Origin of the sequence: Parabacteroides sp. PFB2-10 (genome assembly GCF_029893085.1) — a bacterium.
Taxonomy (GTDB): Bacteria; Bacteroidota; Bacteroidia; order Bacteroidales; family Tannerellaceae; genus QVMG01.
In genome coordinates this window covers 88,346-108,981 of the sequence record NZ_JARXWI010000008.1, presented here as the reverse complement: position 1 = coordinate 108,981, position 20,636 = coordinate 88,346, and the positions used below count along the sequence as shown (strand labels likewise).

The window sequence follows — 20,636 nt, the reverse complement described above, 5'->3', positions numbered from 1 at the left end:
GAAGTCCTGTTGTGTAATACATACTAAAAGAGTATTACTGATGGTTATAATAGTAATAACATCAGTGCAATTGTACTCCCAAACGAAGAAGGGATTAGGTTTTGATATTGCAATGTACGATTATAACGAAACAGGACTTCATTATTCAATATTTTATAATTGGGATATACTTAAAAATCTAGTTTTTTCAACCGGTATATCATATTTTACTAATGAAGTAAATGCCGGTTGGTTTTCCAATGACAACACTTCCTATAATTTAGGGGAAAAGAACAGACGTGTAAATGGAGCTATTGCAAGCACTGTTGTGGTACCCGTTTTTAAAAAAGCAGGATTACTGGTTACTTGTAATGTTCTATTCGATATTGTGCCATTCAATTATATTTCCATTGATAAGGGATTAAAAGTAACCGAAGGGCATACTATCGAACCGATAGGGAAATATGTTTTCACACAATTTAATCCTGGTGCGTTTGTGGATATCGGATTATATTATGATATGGTTAAAAATGATGCCCGATTGAGATTGATGGTTTCAATGGGCTATGGCATTTATGATCCGGTGAGGGAATATCGTAGAACTACAATTGATAATCAAAAATTAGGTGATTATATATCTGAGAATAAATCTGCAACCAGGATATCTTTTAAAATAATAGGATATTGGTAGTATAAACTTAAAAAATGCATTATGAAAAAAATGTTTTTATTGTGTCTGATATTCATATCAGTAAGTATTTCAGCACAGGATAATATTTTGGTTTCAAAGTTCCAAATTCTTCTTGATTACCACTATAACCTAGGTTTGGTTGAAAATGGTGACCTGGCAAAAATTACCCGTTCGGATTTTAAGATGTATGGTAACTCCATTCATCTTTCAGGTTTATATAACCTTAATCCTAAAATAGCACTTGGGGTAGGTATTGGTTTAGACAGATATGAAAATCATGGGTTTAATACTCTGCCTATATATTTAACCGCTCATTACAAACCTTTGTATAAATTGCCTTCGGGATATATATTTTCAAATTTGGGTTATGGTTTGGATACTTCAGATTTCATTCCGGGTGCTCTGTTTGACATAGGTATTGGATACAAAAAAATGTTCAGAAAGCATTTTGGATTGAACTTCCAGTTGGGTTATAATTTGAAACAGCAAAAAGGTAATTTAGGTTATATTGATGAGAAACAGCAAATTGTTCACGATAAAATAAACAGATATAGACATTCGCTCTCATTTGGTATTGGCTTAATATTTTAAGTGTTTTATGATTTTCTAATTATAAATTACATTTTATTTCTCTGTACTTAAGTTATCTAGCAGTTTTCCAATTAAATATCAATTATTATTAATTGATATTCAAAGCATTAAATTAGTTGGAAAAAAACTAAATCTCAAATATTGAAGTAGTGTTGGTTGGCTCATATATTTTCGTAACCTAATCGAAAACCGCGACAGATAATTGATTTTCTGTATGGGGAAACTTGTGATGCTTGGAAGTATGGACAGTCGGATATTGATCGTCCTTATTTTCTTTCCCATTCCTAATATTCCATTAAACTGAAATGCAGGAGTTCGGTTACCTCAATATGGAAGGTGTTTTTCAGGATAGATAACACTGAAATTGAGAAAAAGATGCAATTGCTTTTTCAAAAAAAACAGGATGATTACAAGCTATCTAACAGTTAAATTGCATCACAAATAATAGATAGAGTTATCCTTTGGAATAAGGCAATGCTTTGGGGGAATTTACTCTTTTTGTGAAGCATAAAGAAAGAAATTCTTTCAAACCCGTAGGGCTTGGCATTGACGTTTCATTCTTGAAATATATCTTTGTGTACAGAGTGCGACAAGAAGTCGTATAAATAATTGTTTAGCAAAAACTAAACCTGTTATTCCGTTAATAGTACCCAGTGAATTACTGATTGCATATTATTTGCTTCTGATTAATCCGTAATAATGCAAATCTATAATATTTCCGTTTTTTATGGCGGATTGTTTTAAAACTGCCTCTTTCTCGAATCCGGCTTTCTCCACAACCCGTTGCGAGGAGATATTAAATTGAACACAGGAGCATAAATCTTGATAACAGGAAAGCTGGCAAAGGTATAATCTACCATTTCCGTTACAACGGAAGTCATAATTCCTCTTCCCCAATATCTCTCGCCAAGCCAATAGCCAATCTCAGCAGTGATTCTTTCTACCTCAGCGTTCAGGACTATTCCAATTCCGCCGACAGCTTTTCCGTCTACCTCTATTGCAAAATCAGTAACCGGCTTGGGCTTTTCAGAACCATTGCGATAAACGCTTCGCCGTATTTCACGGTATAAGGATGTGGAAAACAATCCCGCACATTATTCCAGATATTGATATTATTCGCGTTTTCGGCAAGTGATTCCGCATCCGCTAGTCTCCATTCACGTAATTTATAGGTGCTCATACTGCATAAAATGATAGTGCTAACCAACTACAAAGGTAGGCAATTATTTAAGAATCAGACCACATTATCTCCCTAAACCTTTGCTCTCACCTATCTTCGGCTTCTGCTTGAACTTTATTCCTATTGATTCTTGGAACTCTTTGTATTTCTGCCTGAACCAGTTTGTGTCACTTACTCCATCTATAGTAAGTTGAAATTTGTTATTTTCCTTTGGATGCTCTTTGATTTCAGCAACAGAATGTTCCGTCTTGAAATATCGCTGGTATTCAGTAGAATATATTTCTCCCTTAAAGCTAACCGGTTTCATTTTCAGAATCTCCTTTATCAGTTCTTCTGAGAACTTCATCACTTGCAATAGTTTCTCAATCCATAGCAAATCCTTAATGTTCGGGAACAGGCCGTAAATCTTCTTCAACTCCTGTTTTAGTTTATCCATAGCCGTTTGATGTTCTTTCTGCATGGTCTGCGTATTCTGTTTCAAGATTTTCAGTTCCTGAATCAGACTTTCTTTTTCATCTTTTAGACTTTCAATTTCCTGTTGTTGCCGTTTAACTTTGGAAGTCCCAACAAGAGAACTTAAGCCATCCATGATATTAGAACCCACATCGGCAGCCTTGTTCTTAAATTCTTCGGTTTTCAGTTGCCCTTTCACCTGATTGAGGTTTTCTTCTGTCTTTTTTAGTTCTGATTCTTTTTGTAGTTTGAGTTCCTCTGCCTGTGTTGCGTATTGTTTGGCTTCCTGTTCCTGCTGTTTGAGTTCCTCAATACTCAATCGTTTGGCATCTTCCACTGCTAATAACAATCCGATATTTTCCTGTAAATTCTTGCATTCTACTGCTTGGTTGCGGTAAAACTCAGTCAGGGTAATATGCCGGGCATCTGAACCCTTCACTCCTCGTATTAATCCATATTTATTCATGGCTTCGCCATAACTATCCTGATATTCAATCAATTTTGCTTTTGCCATTACATCGTCGCAACATAAACGAACCCGATTCGGGTCTTTCTTCTTATATTTCCGTTTAGGCTTATCTGTTTGGTTCAGCTCCTGCTTTTTCTTCTTAGAATCTTTTTGCCTGCGTTCGCCCTGAACAATAGGCACAACGGAAGCGTGAATGTGAGGAGTAGTTTCATCCATATGCAGAGTTGCTGCAACAACATTTTCTGCTCCGTATGTCTTTTCTAGCCAGTCAACGTTATCGTTGCACCATTCATCCAATCTGCCCTCATCTTGGATGCGTTTCATATCTTCCGGTGTGCCGGAAAGCATAATGCGGATTACTTGTACCTGATTCTTTCCAACCTGCCGTGTCAGCCCGGCTGTACCCAGTCTGTGTCGGATAGCTTCGGTTCGGTCTTTTACTCCTTCAGGAAATTCTATTAATTTTTTATTCAAATGTATCCGGTTAGGATCTACATTCGGGTGTATTTTATTTCGCTCGATATGGTCAGTCATGGCGGACTCATTGCCGGGCGATTTATCTAAATGGAGAACAGCATATCCCATAATTATTATCTTTAAATTTGTTCGAAATTTGGCTTAGAGCGAATCACCCTGCCAATAGAGATGCTGCTATCGACAGGAGGTGATTCATCTTTAATAGTCGCCCAAAGCGACTGCGGTCGAAAGACCGCTAAGGGAGATTCCAAAGGGGGAAAACCTTTGGCTTATTGGGGAATTTTTAGCAGAGTGAAACGGGAGCGTAAAGAAAATTCCCTAATAAGCTATGGCTTTTCTGAAAAGCCTTTGGGATAGCGGCGGCGGATTACATTTTGAACCCTCTGTTTTTCTTTTTAGGGGGTTGCGGAGCCAGCTTCGTAATCTTGTTTTGCCCGGCTATTTCTGGGTGTTTCTTTCCGCAGAGATAATCGTTCAGGTCTTTATATTCTGAATAATGCCGGGAAGCATCCCGGATATGAAGAGTAAATTCTTTTTCTAATTCCTTATATGCGGTTATTCCTGCCGTATCATTATCCAGAAAACAATGTATCTGTTCGTAATTTGATAACAGTCTTGCTGCTTTCGGTAGATTAGCTATTGAGTTTAGGATGATATAATCCTGCCAGTCCGAACATGGGAATTGCGGATTTTGATTCTTTCGAATGGTCAGGAACGAAAGATAGTCTATAAAACCCTCGAATAGATAACAGGTATCCCGCTTGTCTGTTTGTTGTATATAGGAAATATCTTTGGGAGCAATACAACCTTTGAAATAAGGGTTACGGATTTCATATCCTCCCGACTGGTTTTGAAAGCCGATACCGTAATAGGGTTTGTCATTTACCGTGTAATTGATTTCTTTGCAGTACTGTTTGGCTATGTCGGTATCTATACCACGTTTATTCAGATAATTGATTAAAGCGGGTGCATTCAGTTCACTCACATTAGTTATTTGTATAGTTGGTTCCCTTTCTTTTTCAGGTATTGGACTGTTATTATTCCCATGAAAAGAAAGAGAGTTATTTCCAGTAAACTTTTGCTCCAGTAATCGCATGGCTTCACCGTTAGAGCAGTTTTTGATTCGCATCACAAGGTCGATGAGCGTTCCACCCTCGTTTGCACCATAATCAATCCATAGGTTTTTATTGTAATCCACTTTCATACTGGCGTCTTTATCTTTCCGGAAAGGAGAATGATACATGCCATAATAGCCTCTTTCTTTTGCAGGATAAATATTCAGATCCGCAAGGTATTCCCGGATGGGGAACATATTTATTGTTTTAGAATCCATTAGTTTGAATATTAAATAAGTTATCTTTTTTCTTTCACGGGGAAAGTTATTCCCGAAATACAACTTTACTTTATAGTGTATATATAGAAAACGAGGTAAAGTAAAGTGCTTCCGGCTGCCTATCTGTGAAAGGCTTTACTTTACCCTATTATCTATGCACCCGAAGTAGAGTAAAGCATTTTAGTAGTTGAATTGGGGATTGAATTTATATTTCCGGGCGGCATCTTTTATTATCATCCGCTTGTTTTCCAGAAATTTCTTTAATTTCCCAAGTTTGTTCTCCCCATATTCACAGCCAATCGTTGCATATCCTTGTTTAAGGGCATCTATCAGGTCATTGTATCCATATGATTCAGCATCCGAAAATGTGGCTTCCAGTGCCTGCCTATGCTGTTCTGCTTGCAGTTCGGAATAGCTATAATGCTGGGATTTACCTTTCTTGTCGCTGAATGTATATTCACTGACTAATTCGGGTAAAGCATTATCATTGATACGGAATGCAAACGGCTGGAAATCCATTGCCCGGATATGGACTGCCTGAACAGTACTTATATCGTTATCGAATTTGTCTTTGGCGACTTCCAAAACGGTTTCGGCTTTATTGTTCAATTCTGTTCCAATATGCCCGCGTGCATTCTCATCGGCTTTGTTTTGGTGGAGAATGGTGTGGATATGGATTTGCCTTTCATCTGTCCATTGCATCAACTTGGATATAATCCTGGTTGATTCGCTCGGACTGTTGATGTCGTATACCATATCCCGGATACCGTCTATAATGACTAATCCTAAACCTTCCGTTTCGTAAATGGCCTTTTCTACAATAGCTATCCTTATTTCGGGCGTATGCCTGCGTAGTGAGAGAAACTCTAAATTGGTAAGTTCTTCATCTAATGGGAATCCTGCCATACGGGCAATCCGTTTCATTACTTTTTGGCAATGGTAAGGGCTTTGTTCGGTATCCACGTATAAAATCTTCTGTTTATTCTCCGGTAGCTCTGCATCGTATTGTAAAACGGTTCCATTCTTCAATGCAGCGGCTACAATGGCCGACACATTGAATGTCTTCTTGCTCTTTGCTTTGCCAATGGATGCACTGAAATTGCCAAGTGTGCCAATTGGTGAACCATGCACACGGAGAATTTCGGGTGCTATTACATATTCGCCGGTTAGTGTAAGCCGGGAAGCCTGCCAGAGGATGGTTATTTTTTCGCTTGGGTTTTGTGTTTCCATTATTTACGTCCTCCGGTTTTACGTCCTGCCAATTCAAGTGCAAGGTCGGAATCGACAATAATCTTCCGTCCTATCTGGGTGATAGCTCTATCAATCTTCCCGCTTTGTTTGATGCGGTTGGCGGTCGGCATACTACATCCGAATAACCGGGCAATGCCGGCTATTCCATACACATACTTTTTTGAGGAATCAATTACAGGTGTTACGACCTCTTTAGTTATCCCCTCGCTTTGTAACAGGTAAACCAGTTCTTCGCCTGTCATTTGCCAGAGCGGTTTATTTTTTAAATCGTGTAAATTCATATTACAATACTTTACTGTGAAACAATAGCCTTGTACTTCGGCGGATTATTGTTCGAACACTGCAAAGCTACAACCTCAATCAGGTGGTGATTGGGTGGTAACGCAAAATGAATATCACTGATAATCAGGTGATATTAAAAATATTTTGAGTGGTAAAAGTGGTAATCGAGTGGTATCAGGAAATATTTTTGAATATATCATCAATACAACGGGCAAAACGCTCGTTTTCCCGGCTTGGAATTTCAGAAACGGGAACTTTATACTTGGAATTATAGTAATCTTCTTTGATGCCGGCTGATTTTAGAATATCGGAACGCCATTGCGCACGGCTCTCCGTTTTAAGGCATTCATAGAGTTTGTATATCAGATAGCACACGCGGATACCTTCCCTGTCCTTAACCGTTAACCGGGAATTACAGGGTTGCAGATTAAGTAGCGCATAAAAATCAGTCTCCGAAAGGTTTTCAAACTGGATGTTGTTGCATTCCTGATGAATCAGCGAAACCAGATTCATATCGAAATATATTCCTGGCTTGATGGTCGGAGTGTTATTGGGTGTTTTTTTCTTTTCAACAGGAAAGTAATTGCCAAGCAAAGAAATAAAGGTGTTGCTCAAATCAAGAATGTCTCCAAATACATTGTGAATGTATTGAAAAGCATTTTGGTCGGATTCCTTTTGCTGCTCATAGAGATTCTTTAGCTTATCTTGTTCTTTCTTATATAGGTTCTCGACCTGCTCCTCTTTCCTTGTGAGTTGTTGCTCCGCTACTTTATCGTAGTTCCAACTTGCGGACTCCAACGAATTTCTGACCTGTGTAAGTTCTTGCCAAAGTTTATGTGTAGCTTCTAATTGTCCCTCTATCTTAAAGCGAACTGGGTCATGCCTACTTGTGCAGACGTTAAGTGTGTTTATATTGTCAAACAGTTCTTTGTGAGCTGTATATAGTTCGATATTCTTGCTTATTTCCTCTCTTAGGTTGACGGCGATTAATGCCAATTTCTCTTTATCTGTGGAAAGGAGCAGATGTAAAACCGCTTTTTCAAATACTTGTTTATCTTTGAAGGTATTATAGAAATCCGTGATACGACACTGGCTCTCAAAACTAAATTTCAAACTATCCGCTATCTGCTTATAGATTGAGTTCATCAGCCTGTATTGAGGCAACAGGTCTGTTAATAAGGATATGTGTTCATTTTTCTCCATTTTTTCTCACTCCAACTCGTTTATCTCTCGCTTTAACTCTGTCAGTAGCTGTTTCTCTGTCGGTAAATAAAGCTGATATTTACTTGCCATTATCGTTTTATTTTCTTCCGGCAACGAATATTTTACTACTGCATTGTTCTTGTCCGCACAAAGAAGGATTCCGATTGTTGGATTCTCATCTGCCGCTTTCTCATTCCTATCGTAATAATTCACATACATTTGTAACTGACCTATATCTGTATGTGTGATTTTGTGTGTTTTAATTTCGATAATTACGAAACAACGCAATAATCGATTATAAAAAACCAAGTCAATAAAAAAATCGTCATCTTCCAGAAGTATCCGCTTTTGTCGTGCAACAAATGAAAATCCATTACCTAATTCCAAAAGAAAGAGTTGTAAATTCGTTATCAATGCACTCTCCAAATCTTTCTCGTAATATGCTGCATCACGCTTTAACCCTAAAAATTCCAAAACCATAGGGTCTTTTATTATTTCAGTCGGTAGTTCCGGTGTCCTTTGCTTACGTGCGACTTCTAAGACCGCTTTTTTGTCATTGCTTAACAACAGTCTTTCATACAATCCCGAATTGATTTGCCTTTCTAGTTCCCGTCCTGTCCATCCGTTGTTTACGGCTTCCAATTCATAATACTCTTTTTTGTCTTCATTATCAATCTGCATCAAAAGCCGATACTGATACCAGTTTAATTGCGAACGCAGTGCGTTCGCAATTGGATATGTTCGGTAAAACTGACGGCATTGTTCTAACGTTCTAACGGAAAATCCGGTGCCGAACTCCGGCATTATATTAATTGATAGATTGCGTATTAGGTAGTTACCGTATTCAGCGCGGTCTTTCTCTTGCTGTTCTTCAACAAAAATACGTTCTCCTAATTTCCAATACATTTTTACCCGCTCAAAGTCAACACTTCTTATTGCTGAATCTCTGGCTGACGTAATAATACCTTTTATGTCAGAGACAAAATTACTGCGAAGTTTAATGTTCTTATTGGTCATAAAGTACTTGTATCTATCTTGTTTATAAATCGATTGTTCTGCAAAGGTACTATAATAAATTATATCTGGTTGAATTTATCCATTGCATTGGCTCTAATGTCGTCTGCAATATCTATATAAGGCTTCATAGCTTTATAATCATTGTGTCCAGTCCATTTCATAACAACTTGCGGAGGAATACCGAGCGACAGGGCATTACAAATAAAGGTTCTTCGCCCTGCATGGGTTCCCAATAGCACATATTTAGGCGTAACCTCCTCTATGCGCTCGCTCCCTTTATAATATGTTTCCCGAACAGGCTCGTTTATTTCTGCTATCTCTGCCAGTTCTTTCAGGTAGTCATTCATCTTTTGATTGCTGATAACCGGCAAAGCCTTATCGTTTTCAAAATGAACATCTTTGTATTTGTCCAATATTGATTTGCTATGGTTGTTCAGGTCAATAATCAGGCTGTCTGCCGTTTTTATAGTTGTGATTTCTATGTGGTTATCTTTTATATCGCTTTTCCGCAGGTTGTATATATCCGAATGTCGGAGTCCGGTGAAACAAGAGAACAGGAACACATCCCGGACACGTTCCAGATATTTTTTTGTTTCGGGGATAACACAATCACGAAGTTGGTTCAATTCTTTCCATGTCAGGAATATGACCTTTTTCTTGGTGCTTTTCAGTTTGGGTTTGAAGTCTTCAAAATCACGGTTGGTGTTATGTCCTTTCTTGGTACTCCACCGGAGAAACCATTTCAAGTAACTGATTTGCTTTTCTATCGTGCTGTTTCTCATATCCAGAGTAGTGCGAAGATAGTTGACGTAATCCATTAGTCGGGATTCGGTAAGAGTCTCAAAAGATAGGTTCTCATCAAAATTGTGCAGGTGGTTCCTTACGGCTGCAAACTTTTCGTATGTAGCACTTCCCCAACTGTTTTGGCTTCCACATTCTTTGATAAATCCATCAAAAGCCTTGTTAAATACAACTGATTTCGGAATTTCAACCTTTTCTACTTTCTGTTCCGATTCCGGCTGTTTATTTCTGTCGTTGAGCGCCCCTTTTAGTTGTTCGGGGGTGGGAATCGTATCCTGTACTTCAAACTCTTTGAATATCTCTTGAATATCCGTGTAGTATTTCAATAGGTCGGCATTAATTTCGGATGCACTTTGCTTCAACTTGTTTGTACAACCATTTTTTACCCGCTGTTTGTCAGCATCCCATTTGGCTGTATCAATCCGATAGCCGGTTGTAAACTCAATTCGCTGTCCGTGATAGATGACACGCATACGGATAGGAACGTTCTCTACAATGGCTTTACCGTCTTTCTTTCGACTTTCAAGAGCGAATACGATGTTTCTTTTTATATTCATGGGTGATAGTATTAATTACACCGATTAAGTCAACACCCAAAAATACACCCAATTTTTGAGATAGCAAAACAAATTTCGATATATTTTACGATATGGATTATCAAGTAATTGACTGATAATCAGAAGAAATAATGCTTTATGATTTTTCATGAAATCGTGGGTTCCGGTGCCGTCCATACCGCCAAAAGCCTACGACAAGAGGCGACAAAAATAGGTTAAACCCTACAATATCAATGTATTGTAGGGTTTTTCTTTTTCTGTCCTAAGACAAAATAGGACACGATTTGGACACTAAAAGACAAAGTTAAGCACCCAAAGTGTTCACCCTCCTAAGAAAAAGTGTTCACCCTATGTTTCTTGCTAATTCATTGTTATTCAATAGATAGCTTTTGTAGCTAAAAAAGTTGAATCGACTAATTATTCACGGTGAACAATTTGGCATCGCACCGTCCAGTATAGGCAGTACATAATTTACTCAAAAGCGGTTTGCCGCAGGTATTTTTGTTCAATTTAATAATGAGTAATTATGAAGAGTACTTTTAAGGTGATTTTCTACGCCCGTAGAGACAAAATGAAGAATGATGGAACGCTTCCTATTTTTTGTGGATTAACGATTAACAAGAAAAGAGTTAGTTTTAACATCAAAGTAAATGTGTTGCCTAACATCTGGGATGCAAGCACGAGTAGAGCCTCCGGCAAGTCAAAACAGGCTGCCGATATAAATCGGATTATTGATAAATATATCCTGCTTCTGCATGAGAAACATGATGAAATTTTTGCCCGAGAAGGAATTGTTGAAGCTGAAGAGTTGAAGAATTGTATATTAGGGAACTCAACTTCAAACGGAGTTCCTATTTACCTATTGCAAGTATATAAGCAGCACAATGATGATATGGAGAAGTTGGTCGGAGCAAAGTATTCTCCTGCTATTTTGCAAAAATACAAATGTGTATATAAGAAAATTCAGGATTTTCTATCTGTAAAGTATAATAAGTCGGATATTAAATTGAAAGAAATTCGCCATAGCTTTCTAACGGATTTTGAATCGTATTTAAGAGTTGAGGGCAAATGTCAAACGAATACTGTTGGACGCAATATGAGACTCTTGAAGAAGATAATAAACATAGCCAAAAACAATGGCTGGATTTTAGTCGATCCTTATGCTAACTACAAAATCCACTTTGAGAAAACTGATAGAGGTTTTCTAAAAGAAGAAGAATTGAAAGCAATTATTGATAAGGAATTCTCTATAGAACGATTAAGGCATGTTCGTGACGTATTTGTTTTTGCGGCGTTCACGGGATTGGCTTATTCTGACATTCACGAACTAACATATGAAGATATAAAGACTAATTTCGATGATCGTTTGTGGATTATGAAAAAGCGAGTAAAAACAGGAACAGATATTACAGTTCCTCTTATGGATATTCCTTTATCTATTATCGAGCGGTATAAGGGTAAGCAGAAGAACGGGAAAGTTTTACCCACAATGTGTAATCAGAAGATGAATAGCTACTTGAAGGAAATAGCAGATGTGTGCGGAATTGAGAAAAATTTAACATTTCACATGGCCCGGCACACTTTCGCAACCCAGTTTCTGACATTAGGTGTCCCTATTGAGTCTGTTTCTAAAATGTTGGGACATACGAAAATCTCTACAACGCAAATCTATGCTCGCATAACCGATAATAAGATATCGAAAGACATGGGTGGAGTTGAGGAAAAATTGAAGATATATGAAACTACAAATAATGCTGTTTAATAAAAACATAATCATGGAAAAGGGGAAATTACAAATCAGGATAGACTCTGCCAATAACCATATAGTAGAATGTTACTTGAAAAATGGCTCTATTTGGATGGATAGACATGAACTTTGCGAACTTTTCGGATGCTATATGAGAGATATTGACCGATGTATCGAAGATATATTTACGAAGAAATTACTTCATGTGGAAGATACATGTAAATACCATATTGTTGCTGGAGGTAGACGTGTAAGTTATGATATCACGGCTGTTAATCTGACTGTTATTATTACGATGGCTTTCCGATTGGAAACTACTGAATCACAAACGTTAAGACTATGGTTTGTAGAGCAAGTTGCTAAAATGAGGAGTTTTGATATCCTATTTCCCGATATTGGAGAGAACTTTAGGTTTAATTGAAAAAAAGGCCGATAAGGGTAATTCCTTTTTCGGTCTTTTTCGTTACAGCTGCTTTTTTTACACATCGAAAGAAAAGCGAAATATATCAGATAAATGAGTAATGTCTCATCAGTGGTATAAATTGGCACTCAAGTGGTACTCTTTTCAAAATTTTGCTGCTTGAATACTACGGGTTTAAATATTTTTTTGTACTTTTGCCCATCATAAAAAAAATGATCTGATGGTGTATTCTTTCGATAATAAATTTATGTCAAGTATTATTAACATTTTAATGTTGGTCATATCGACTAATTTGTTAAGAGAGAGAGACTCACTCACTAATCTCAAGATCACGCGCGGATAATCTACCGAAAAATAATCAATTAAATAATCAACCCTGTTCTTTTTTTCTGAGAAAAGAGAAGAGGTTGCTATGCCTTTGTTAGAGATTACAGAACTCTAACAAAGGCATTCTTTTGTATAAATAACTTAGATGAAATATAATTATCAAATAGTTTTATAAGAATGAAAAGAAAACAATTACTTTTTGCGATGATGCTCTATATAGCAGGCATCTTTTCCATGAATGTATATGCTGAAAACTTTGAAGATGACAATATCAAATGGGTACAAGAAACAGGAGCATTGACTGTCAAAACCAATACCGGTGCAACTTCGAATATATTTACACCTTACTTCGTCGAAAAATCGGGAGCAGATAAAACCGACCTGAAAAACCTGACAATCAATGAGGGAGTGACAGAAATTGGTAATAATTCTTTTTCTGGCTGTGTAAATCTGACGGGTACTATTACATTTCCCAGTAGTATGGCTTCCATAGGTGAATCCTCTTTTTCTTACACAGGCATCACAGCGATAAATTGGGGCAATAGCACAGGTATTGAGGTTAAATATCTCGCATTTCTATATTCAAACTTGACCGGATCATTAACCATCCCAACGAATGTTACATCTATTGGATACGCAGTGTTTAACGAATGCAAAAATCTTACCAGTGTTACATTTGAAGGCGCACCGACTATTATAACTTTCCCAAGTGGTTCCGATAGCGGGATTTTTCAAGGCTGTACAAGCCTTCTATCAATAGACTTTGGTTCGATGACGAAAATCCCTGTACAGACTCTGAAGGACTGTACTTCCCTTGCAACAGTTACTATGGTATCTGTAGAAGAAATAGAGGCTTACGCTTTTGAAAATTGCTCGAATTTAGAGGCTATTGACCTCAGTAACGTTACAACCCTTGGAAATTATACGTTCTCCGGCTGTACGAGCCTTGCTACTGTTACAGGTCTGTCAAATGTGAGAATTTTCAGCGCACAGTCTTTTAAAGACTGCGCAGCATTGACCTCTGTTGATGTGAGAGGGGCAGAATCGCTTGTTTCCACTGTCTTTGCTGGTTGTACTGGAATTACGAGTGTAACCCTGCCGGGACCATACACAATCAATGCCGTTGCGAATGAAACAAATTTTGGCTCTGTGAATATTCGACCAAGAACTACAACCTCTCTCAATATCAGTGCAACTGCAAATAGTGGTTATAAACTGAAGGCATCTCCTGATACTTGGGCGCAAAGTGGTACGGTAGGTAATTTCAATAGTTCATTCTCGCAATTTCTAAATATTGGTGAGAATGTGACTCTTACAGCTAATTTCGAACTGCTTCCCTCTGGATATGATGTAACCCTAACAGTCAACAAAGACGGTAACGCTTACGCATCTCATGGCAAAACCTTTGCCTTAAATCAAAGCGGCACATCAAAATATACAGGAACCGGTACAGATGGCACTGTCACCTTTTCCAGCGTGGATGATGGCACTTATGATATTTACGACGGAACCACCGACACTGGCGTGGATGTGACTGTTTCTGGGGCAGTTCAAACTGCGACGGTCAACTACTATACTGTGCAATTCGCTGTTTCTGATGTAGCTCCGGCGTCCGGCTCGACCATATCTGCAACTTATGACGGTACGACAATCACAAGCGGTAATGTGGTTGTAGGCGGCAAAACCCTTGTTATTACAGCAGTGGGCGCAGGAGGCAGCAATTATTCCTACGCATGGACAGGCACCGGCACAAACAGCGAAACCACAGCAACCCTTACCAAAGAGAACCTTGCAGGAGCAGTCAATGCCACCTGTACGGTAACAGGGAGCAAGCAATCACAAACTATCAATTTCGATGCATTGTCAAACGTTACCGTCGGTGATGCTGATTTTGCTCCGGGCGCAACTGCCAGTTCAGGTTTGACTGTAAGTTATGCAAGTTCGAATACTAATGTAGCAACCATTGTAGATGGTAAAATTCATATCGTAGCAGCGGGTACAACAACAATAACCGCATCACAGGCAGGTAACGATGAATACGAGGCAGCAACAGATGTAACACAGGAATTGACTGTAGTTAAGAAATCACAAATTATCACTTTCAATGCATTAGCAAACGTTACCGTCGGCGATGCTGATTTTGCTCCGAGTGCAACCGCCAGTTCGGGTTTGACAGTAAGCTATGCAAGTTCGAATACTAATGTAGCAACTATCGTAGATGGAAAAATCCATATCATTGCAGCCGGAACAACAACAATAACCGCATCACAAGCAGGTAATGATGAGTACAAAGCAGCAACGAATGTGACACAGGAATTGACTGTAAACAGCACATCTGTTGTCAAGCAGCCTCAAACCATCACCTTCGGAAGGTTAGCTAATGTTACCGTTGGTTCTGCCGATTTCTCTCCGGGCGCAACAGCAAGTTCGGGTTTGGAAGTAAGCTATACAAGCTCGAATACCAATGTGGCAACCATTGTAAATGGAAAAATCCATATTATTGCAGCCGGAACAACAACGATCACCGCATCGCAAGCAGGTAATGATGAATACGAAGCAGCAGCGGATGTAACACAAACATTGACTGCAGTTTATGCACCTGTATTAAGTAGTGATGCAACATTATCTGATCTTGAAGTATCAGAAGGCACTCTGGCTCCATTGTTTAGTTCCACCATCACCAGCTACACTGTAACCGTAGAATACGATATCGAAGAAATTACTATTCAAGCAACAGCCAACGATAGATATGCAAGTGTTTCAGGAGCGGGAATTAAACCTCTTAGTGAAGGAGTAAATACCTTCGATATTGTTGTTACCGCCGAAGACGGAACCCGCAAAACCTATACAGTGGAAATCACCCGTAAAACGAACCCGGTAGGTAATGAGGAAATAAATGTTGATCCAACTAAGATATACCTGAATGCGGGAATTTTATACATCGATACTCCCGATGTCATAAAGAGGGTCACAATCTACTCTTTTGCCGGAGCTATTGTTTATAATCAAACAAATGCGACAAACACTATCAATGTTTCAGCATTAATAAAAGGAACATATATAGTCAAACTGACCACCGCCAAAGGCGAAGTGACACGCAAAGTGATGAAACAGTAATACCCCTTCATAGATGGAACGAGGTATTCCATAAATATGGCATACCTCGTTCTTTTTTCTTAGTCATCAGCAACATAATAATACACACAAATGAGAACCCGGTTCCGGCATTTTTTTTCTAAAGCCAAAGAATCAATTTCCTTTACATGGATTGGAAGTAAAGATAGGAAATCCTTCAGGATATTTGTACCTGCAGGAACTTCCTTTACTGTGGATTGGGGTAACAACATTACAGAAACTTTTATAGGAACGAAATGTTTTTATACATGTACACAACCGGTAGCTTATGACAAAGAAGAAGAATACACAGTTATGATTATCGCAAAGAGAGGTTGCTCCTTACTTGATTTAAGCATAACATCCGAATCCCTAACTTCAATTGATTTAAGTAGAGCTCCTGCTTTGAGAGAATTATATTGTGAAGACAACAGGTTAAAAACGTTAGATGTTAGCTTCAATCCTGCTTTGGTCTCTTTATCCTGTGATTTGAACCAACTAAACCACTTAGATTTGACTTTTAATCCAGAATTAGAAATCTTATTTTGTAACTCCAACCAGTTACAAACTATCAATGTAACCGCTTGTAAAAAACTAACGGAACTAAATTGTTATAGCAATAAATTGACAAGTATCGATGTACATAACAATGCAGAGCTGAGCAAACTTGATTGTTATGACAACCAGTTACAATCTCTTGATGTAAGTGCCAACGCAGAATTACAAACATTATATTGCGATGATAATCAGTTGATCTGTCTTGATGTGAGAAATAATTCCAAACTACATACTCTACATTGCGAAAACAATTTGTTGACCACACTCTTACACAACACGATTCAATGCCTGTTGAAATAAGCTATAGATAAAAGAGTCAGTAGGGGCATATGAATTTGCCAAAGTGAAATCATTGCAAAGAGTGAAGGCAGGAACAAAGAAAGCTTTCTCTATTATTGCAACTTTGGTGCGGATACATCTGATTAGTCTGTTGGATGTATATGAATTACTAAAGTCAACAAAGAGATTATTGAGAAGAAAGTAAAATCCTCACCCAAGGGACAGTTGTTAATACAATGGTAGTCCTAAAGGAAGGGAGATTAGTTTTATTAATCGGCAAAACTAAATCTGTGTATCAGCTGGTTATGTGACATAATGTGTTCGATTGGATTTTAATCGGACAGTAGTGATTAGAAATCATCAACAATCTGTATAGATACAAGTCGAACGAGTACCTTTTTCGTAGGTTATGATCCTGGGCGCCTTGAATAATAGCAAAAATAACATAATGTTAACATCGGGTTAACTAATTGAACGATTTTGATATTGTAATTTCGTTTAATATTTATTCTTAAAATATCACAGATATGAGACGTTTCGACAAATTAAATATCATTTTATTGTTCGTGTTTGTGAACATAGCATCAATTGCTCAAAGCAAAGATGCTTTTATAATTCAACAACCCATTCATCAAACAGGCGAAAATATCAATTCATTTCAATCTATTACAAAAAATAAGACGAGAAACACTAATAACTATACTTTATCGTCATCTGAGACAAATAAAACCTTGTGGAATGAACTGCGTATTATTAATACGAGAAAAGTTTATTTCCCGTATTTTGAGAAGGAGCACCCACGGGTAAATGATACATCATTAATAAGGTTTATACATTATGATGTATTCTACAGTAAATATATTTTTCATAAAAAAATATATTGTAAAAACAAATCCATTGAATTTTCCAATTTCCCTTCACAAACAATGTTGACAAAAAAAGACCTCACTATTTCATCGGTAAATGGCATTTATTATCCAATGTGTGAAGTTGAAACAGAAGTATTTTCTAAAATGATAGGAATGAGGGTTGAGGTTAAAATTAGTAAACACTATTTATATTATAGACCTTTCAATATCATTAACAATTCATTTCATGTGGATTATTCATATATAATGGGAGATCCTGACAAAAAAGGAATATCACTATCATTGATGTATCAATTTGGAAGAAAGAAGAAATAGCCATAAATAGAAACAAAGATTGTGTTAATCAAACAGAATAAAGCTTAAACAAGTTTCAACTGGGTCAAGGTATGATTTTTAACAGAGTCAATGTGTGTTTAAATATAAAAGTCGACATTCTGTCTAACAGATTTATTTATTTACTCCGAAAAGTATCTTTGTGAAATTATTTTAAACTTACTTTGTTATAATCATAAAATGCGCATAAAAAAGTCTGATCGATCAATTTTATTTTCATGCGCACTTGTCAGTCTGATTCCTGTTTTTTATTTTACAAGAAAAAGTACTTGTTAAAAACATCCAAAATGCTAAATAAATGTACTAGGTTTTATTGGCTAATGTTGTCAGATCAAATTGATTTTATTCTTCTGTTATAAGAATGAAACCTACCTTTCGTATCGTTCTTATTTCAATGCTATGTTCATCTTCCAAAAGCTTACGCAATTTACTCATGAAAACATCTAAACTGCGTGAGGCAAAATAATCATCTTCTGTACTCCAAAAACGACTAAGGATAGCTTCTCTTTTAACAGCTTCATTTCTATTTTCGCATAATAACTGTAATATTTCAGACTCCCTTACAGTAAGAACTTTTTTCTTTAAGGTATGATTATCTCGTAATGTAGCATGTTGTGCATCTAAAGTATACCTTCCTAACACATAGTGAGTTGTCTCATTACGTATTTGCTGTCCACTTTTCATTTTTAATAATGCATGTATATGAGCATCTAATTCATCCGGCACAAACGGTTTCTTTATATAATTATTTACACCCAGCTTGTATCCAATTTTTACATCTTTTGGTGAGGTAAGAGCTGAAGCAAATAATATAGGTGTATTAGCATCTGTTTCTCGAATACGCTCTACCATTCTAAACCCATTCATTACGGGCATATCTATGTCTGCTATAATTATATCAGGGCGATATTCTTTCCATTTCTTCAAACCTTCTTCTCCGTTTTCAGCCGTAACGACCTCATAGCCTCCTATAATCTCTTGTAATCCACTTTGTACAATATACGATAGAGTTGGATCATCTTCGACTAATAATAATTTTATCATATCTTCTTTATTAACAATGGTATATATAATATAAACTCCGTAAACTCTCCTTCAATGCTATTAACAAGTATTCTGCCTTGATGAGCTTCCATAACCTGTGAGGTATAATTAAGACCAAGGCCAAAACCGGAAGCCCCGCCTTTTTTCACACGTTTTACAGCGGAAGCACGCTCAAATTTATTGAAAATTACTTTTTGATCCTTTTCAGAGATCCCAATTCCATTGTCGAAAATCTTCACAACAGAATAAGATTCCACATTTTCGGAACTGATTTTTATTGTGACAGATTCATTTGAATATTTAATAGAATTATCTATAAGATTATTGAAAACTTCTTTTATAAATTCTTCATCTGCATAAATTGTATTCGCTTTTAAGTCTAATAAAAAATGTACTGATTTTACAGATTTGGCAGTGAAATTATTGATCAAATCTTCAAACAAAGGGGCTAACTCTATTTGAGAAAGCTTCATTTCCAGTTTGTTACTCTCAAGTTTTGAGATTGTCAATACCTTATTGGTCAATAACAACAAATGCTCTGCCTCATTGTTAATAATTTTAAAATATTTCTCTTTTAGGTCTGGTTTATCGTCTAAACGCCCACTATGCAGAAAATTTGCACACATCATAATCGAACTCAGAGGGGTTTTCATATCATGTATCATGGCATAAGAGAAATCCTCTCTTACTTGGGCTATTTTGTTTTGTTTGAAGATAATACTAATTTGATAGACAATACACCATATAACGAAAGCCATCAAAATAGCAGTGGAGATTAACAGAATTCCCATGCGATTAAAATATAATTCTTTTGGGTTATTGAACTCAGCTTGTATAAAAAGATCTTGATTTATAAGAATTGGTAAAGGCAATGTCTTAACAACAAAGAATGAAGAAAATTTATTTCCAACTAACTCATAAACAGACTCATTATCTGCATCATATTTATAAATAAAAAAATCTGTCTTAACCCCAGATTGAAGCAAAATATCTTTATATATTTCATACAACTTTTCCATAGACAAATTAGCACCTAGCACAGACAATTCTTCATTAAAATAAACATAGGCAGGAATGCTGTCAATATAGCCTACCGGCTTACCTGGGACTTGGGTGCCTTTAGGTAAGATATTTAGTCGAACAAAAGTTTCTTCATCTAAAGCCTTCTCCAATAGATTGGTAGCAGTTATAGAAAACTCATTTTTAATTAATGAATAAGTATTAACCAGCCAGATTGATTGCAGGGAAATAATAGTAAACATACCTAAGAGTGCGATGACTCTAAAATGCTTTCCTCTCATAGATGTTCTTTTAGGACAAATTTAGCCTTTTTTTTCGTATTAACCTCATGTTCACATTTAAAGGAAATTCTTTTCTGTATCTAATACTTTAGTAGAATAGTCGATATACTGTTACATAACTACGTGAAAACAAACATACTCTAATATGCTGTATTGAACTTATTTAACTGTTTCCAGGAAGAAGCACAAGTCATATATTTAGAGAACAACAATCTACTTGCAAACTGTTATTTCTTACAAATTTATTTGAATACAAATCTACAAGTATGCTTTTTCACTAAAATGTGCTTCCAACAATAACCTATCATTAACTATCAGATAACATACCTGAAGTGAGATGGAGGCTATTTTTGTGGTAT

Annotated in this window: 17 protein-coding genes; 7 read left to right on the top strand and 10 right to left on the bottom strand. The window is 36.9% G+C overall.

What is annotated here, in order from left to right:
* Positions 1 to 40: 40 nt before the first annotated feature.
* Both M2137_RS09055 and M2137_RS09050 read left to right on the top strand, forming a co-directional pair.
* A complete protein-coding gene (locus M2137_RS09055; protein WP_163175524.1) occupies positions 41 to 670 on the top strand; it encodes a hypothetical protein in 630 nt (209 codons plus the stop codon).
* A gap of 21 nt (positions 671 to 691) precedes the next feature.
* On the top strand, positions 692 to 1,261 hold the full coding sequence (locus M2137_RS09050) for a hypothetical protein (protein WP_163175523.1): 570 nt from the start codon (positions 692 to 694) through the stop codon (positions 1,259 to 1,261).
* A gap of 740 nt (positions 1,262 to 2,001) precedes the next feature.
* Here M2137_RS09050 and M2137_RS09045 read toward each other — a convergent pair.
* From M2137_RS09045 to M2137_RS09010, 8 genes are all read right to left on the bottom strand, one after another.
* Complete coding sequence (locus M2137_RS09045) at positions 2,002 to 2,346, bottom strand: GNAT family N-acetyltransferase (protein ID WP_239063655.1); 345 nt, start codon at positions 2,344 to 2,346, stop codon at positions 2,002 to 2,004.
* Positions 2,347 to 2,505: 159 nt separating this feature from the next.
* Entirely contained in the window at positions 2,506 to 3,948 is a 1,443-nt protein-coding gene (gene mobV / locus M2137_RS09040; protein WP_163175522.1) for a MobV family relaxase, read from the bottom strand.
* Between the two features lie 259 nt (positions 3,949 to 4,207).
* Positions 4,208 to 5,173, bottom strand: a complete 966-nt coding sequence (locus M2137_RS09035) for a toprim domain-containing protein (protein WP_163175521.1) — start codon at positions 5,171 to 5,173, stop codon at positions 4,208 to 4,210.
* Between the two features lie 180 nt (positions 5,174 to 5,353).
* A complete protein-coding gene (locus M2137_RS09030) occupies positions 5,354 to 6,403 on the bottom strand; it encodes an AAA family ATPase (RefSeq protein WP_163178167.1) in 1,050 nt (349 codons plus the stop codon).
* A complete protein-coding gene (locus tag M2137_RS09025) occupies positions 6,403 to 6,705 on the bottom strand; it encodes a DUF3853 family protein (protein ID WP_163178165.1) in 303 nt (100 codons plus the stop codon). Before M2137_RS09025 ends, M2137_RS09030 begins: the two co-directional genes overlap by 1 nt.
* 175 nt (positions 6,706 to 6,880) lie before the next feature.
* Positions 6,881 to 7,909: a hypothetical protein gene (locus tag M2137_RS09020; RefSeq protein WP_163178163.1), complete on the bottom strand. Its 1,029-nt coding sequence runs from the start codon at positions 7,907 to 7,909 to the stop codon at positions 6,881 to 6,883.
* 6 nt (positions 7,910 to 7,915) lie between these two features.
* On the bottom strand, positions 7,916 to 8,926 hold the full coding sequence (locus M2137_RS09015; protein WP_163178161.1) for a PDDEXK nuclease domain-containing protein: 1,011 nt from the start codon (positions 8,924 to 8,926) through the stop codon (positions 7,916 to 7,918).
* A gap of 59 nt (positions 8,927 to 8,985) precedes the next feature.
* Positions 8,986 to 10,284 (bottom strand): site-specific integrase, encoded by a 1,299-nt coding sequence (locus M2137_RS09010; RefSeq protein ID WP_163178159.1) that lies wholly within the window; start codon positions 10,282 to 10,284, stop codon positions 8,986 to 8,988.
* 526 nt (positions 10,285 to 10,810) lie between these two features.
* On the opposite strand from M2137_RS09010, the gene M2137_RS09005 reads away from it, so the two are divergent.
* The 5 genes from M2137_RS09005 (at position 10,811) to M2137_RS08985 (ending at position 17,914) form a co-directional block, all read left to right on the top strand.
* On the top strand, positions 10,811 to 12,046 hold the full coding sequence (locus tag M2137_RS09005) for a site-specific integrase (RefSeq protein ID WP_280766113.1): 1,236 nt from the start codon (positions 10,811 to 10,813) through the stop codon (positions 12,044 to 12,046).
* A complete protein-coding gene (locus M2137_RS09000; protein WP_280766112.1) occupies positions 12,021 to 12,452 on the top strand; it encodes a hypothetical protein in 432 nt (143 codons plus the stop codon). Before M2137_RS09005 ends, M2137_RS09000 begins: the two co-directional genes overlap by 26 nt.
* Positions 12,453 to 12,956: 504 nt before the next feature.
* The gene (locus M2137_RS08995; RefSeq protein ID WP_280766111.1) at positions 12,957 to 15,896 is read left to right on the top strand and encodes a leucine-rich repeat protein; all 2,940 of its coding nucleotides are present in this window, start codon (positions 12,957 to 12,959) and stop codon (positions 15,894 to 15,896) included.
* A 90-nt stretch (positions 15,897 to 15,986) separates the two neighbouring features.
* Entirely contained in the window at positions 15,987 to 16,751 is a 765-nt protein-coding gene (locus M2137_RS08990; RefSeq protein WP_280766110.1) for a hypothetical protein, read from the top strand.
* Between the two features lie 506 nt (positions 16,752 to 17,257).
* Entirely contained in the window at positions 17,258 to 17,914 is a 657-nt protein-coding gene (locus M2137_RS08985; RefSeq protein WP_280766109.1) for a hypothetical protein, read from the top strand.
* A 360-nt stretch (positions 17,915 to 18,274) separates the two neighbouring features.
* Here the strand turns inward: M2137_RS08985 and M2137_RS08980 are convergent, their stop codons facing one another.
* Together M2137_RS08980 and M2137_RS08975 are read right to left on the bottom strand one after the other, a co-directional pair.
* Positions 18,275 to 18,976: a response regulator transcription factor gene (locus M2137_RS08980; protein WP_280766108.1), complete on the bottom strand. Its 702-nt coding sequence runs from the start codon at positions 18,974 to 18,976 to the stop codon at positions 18,275 to 18,277.
* Positions 18,973 to 20,277: a HAMP domain-containing sensor histidine kinase gene (locus tag M2137_RS08975; protein WP_280766107.1), complete on the bottom strand. Its 1,305-nt coding sequence runs from the start codon at positions 20,275 to 20,277 to the stop codon at positions 18,973 to 18,975. The genes M2137_RS08980 and M2137_RS08975 overlap by 4 nt, the downstream gene beginning before the upstream one ends.
* Positions 20,278 to 20,636 lie beyond the last annotated feature (359 nt).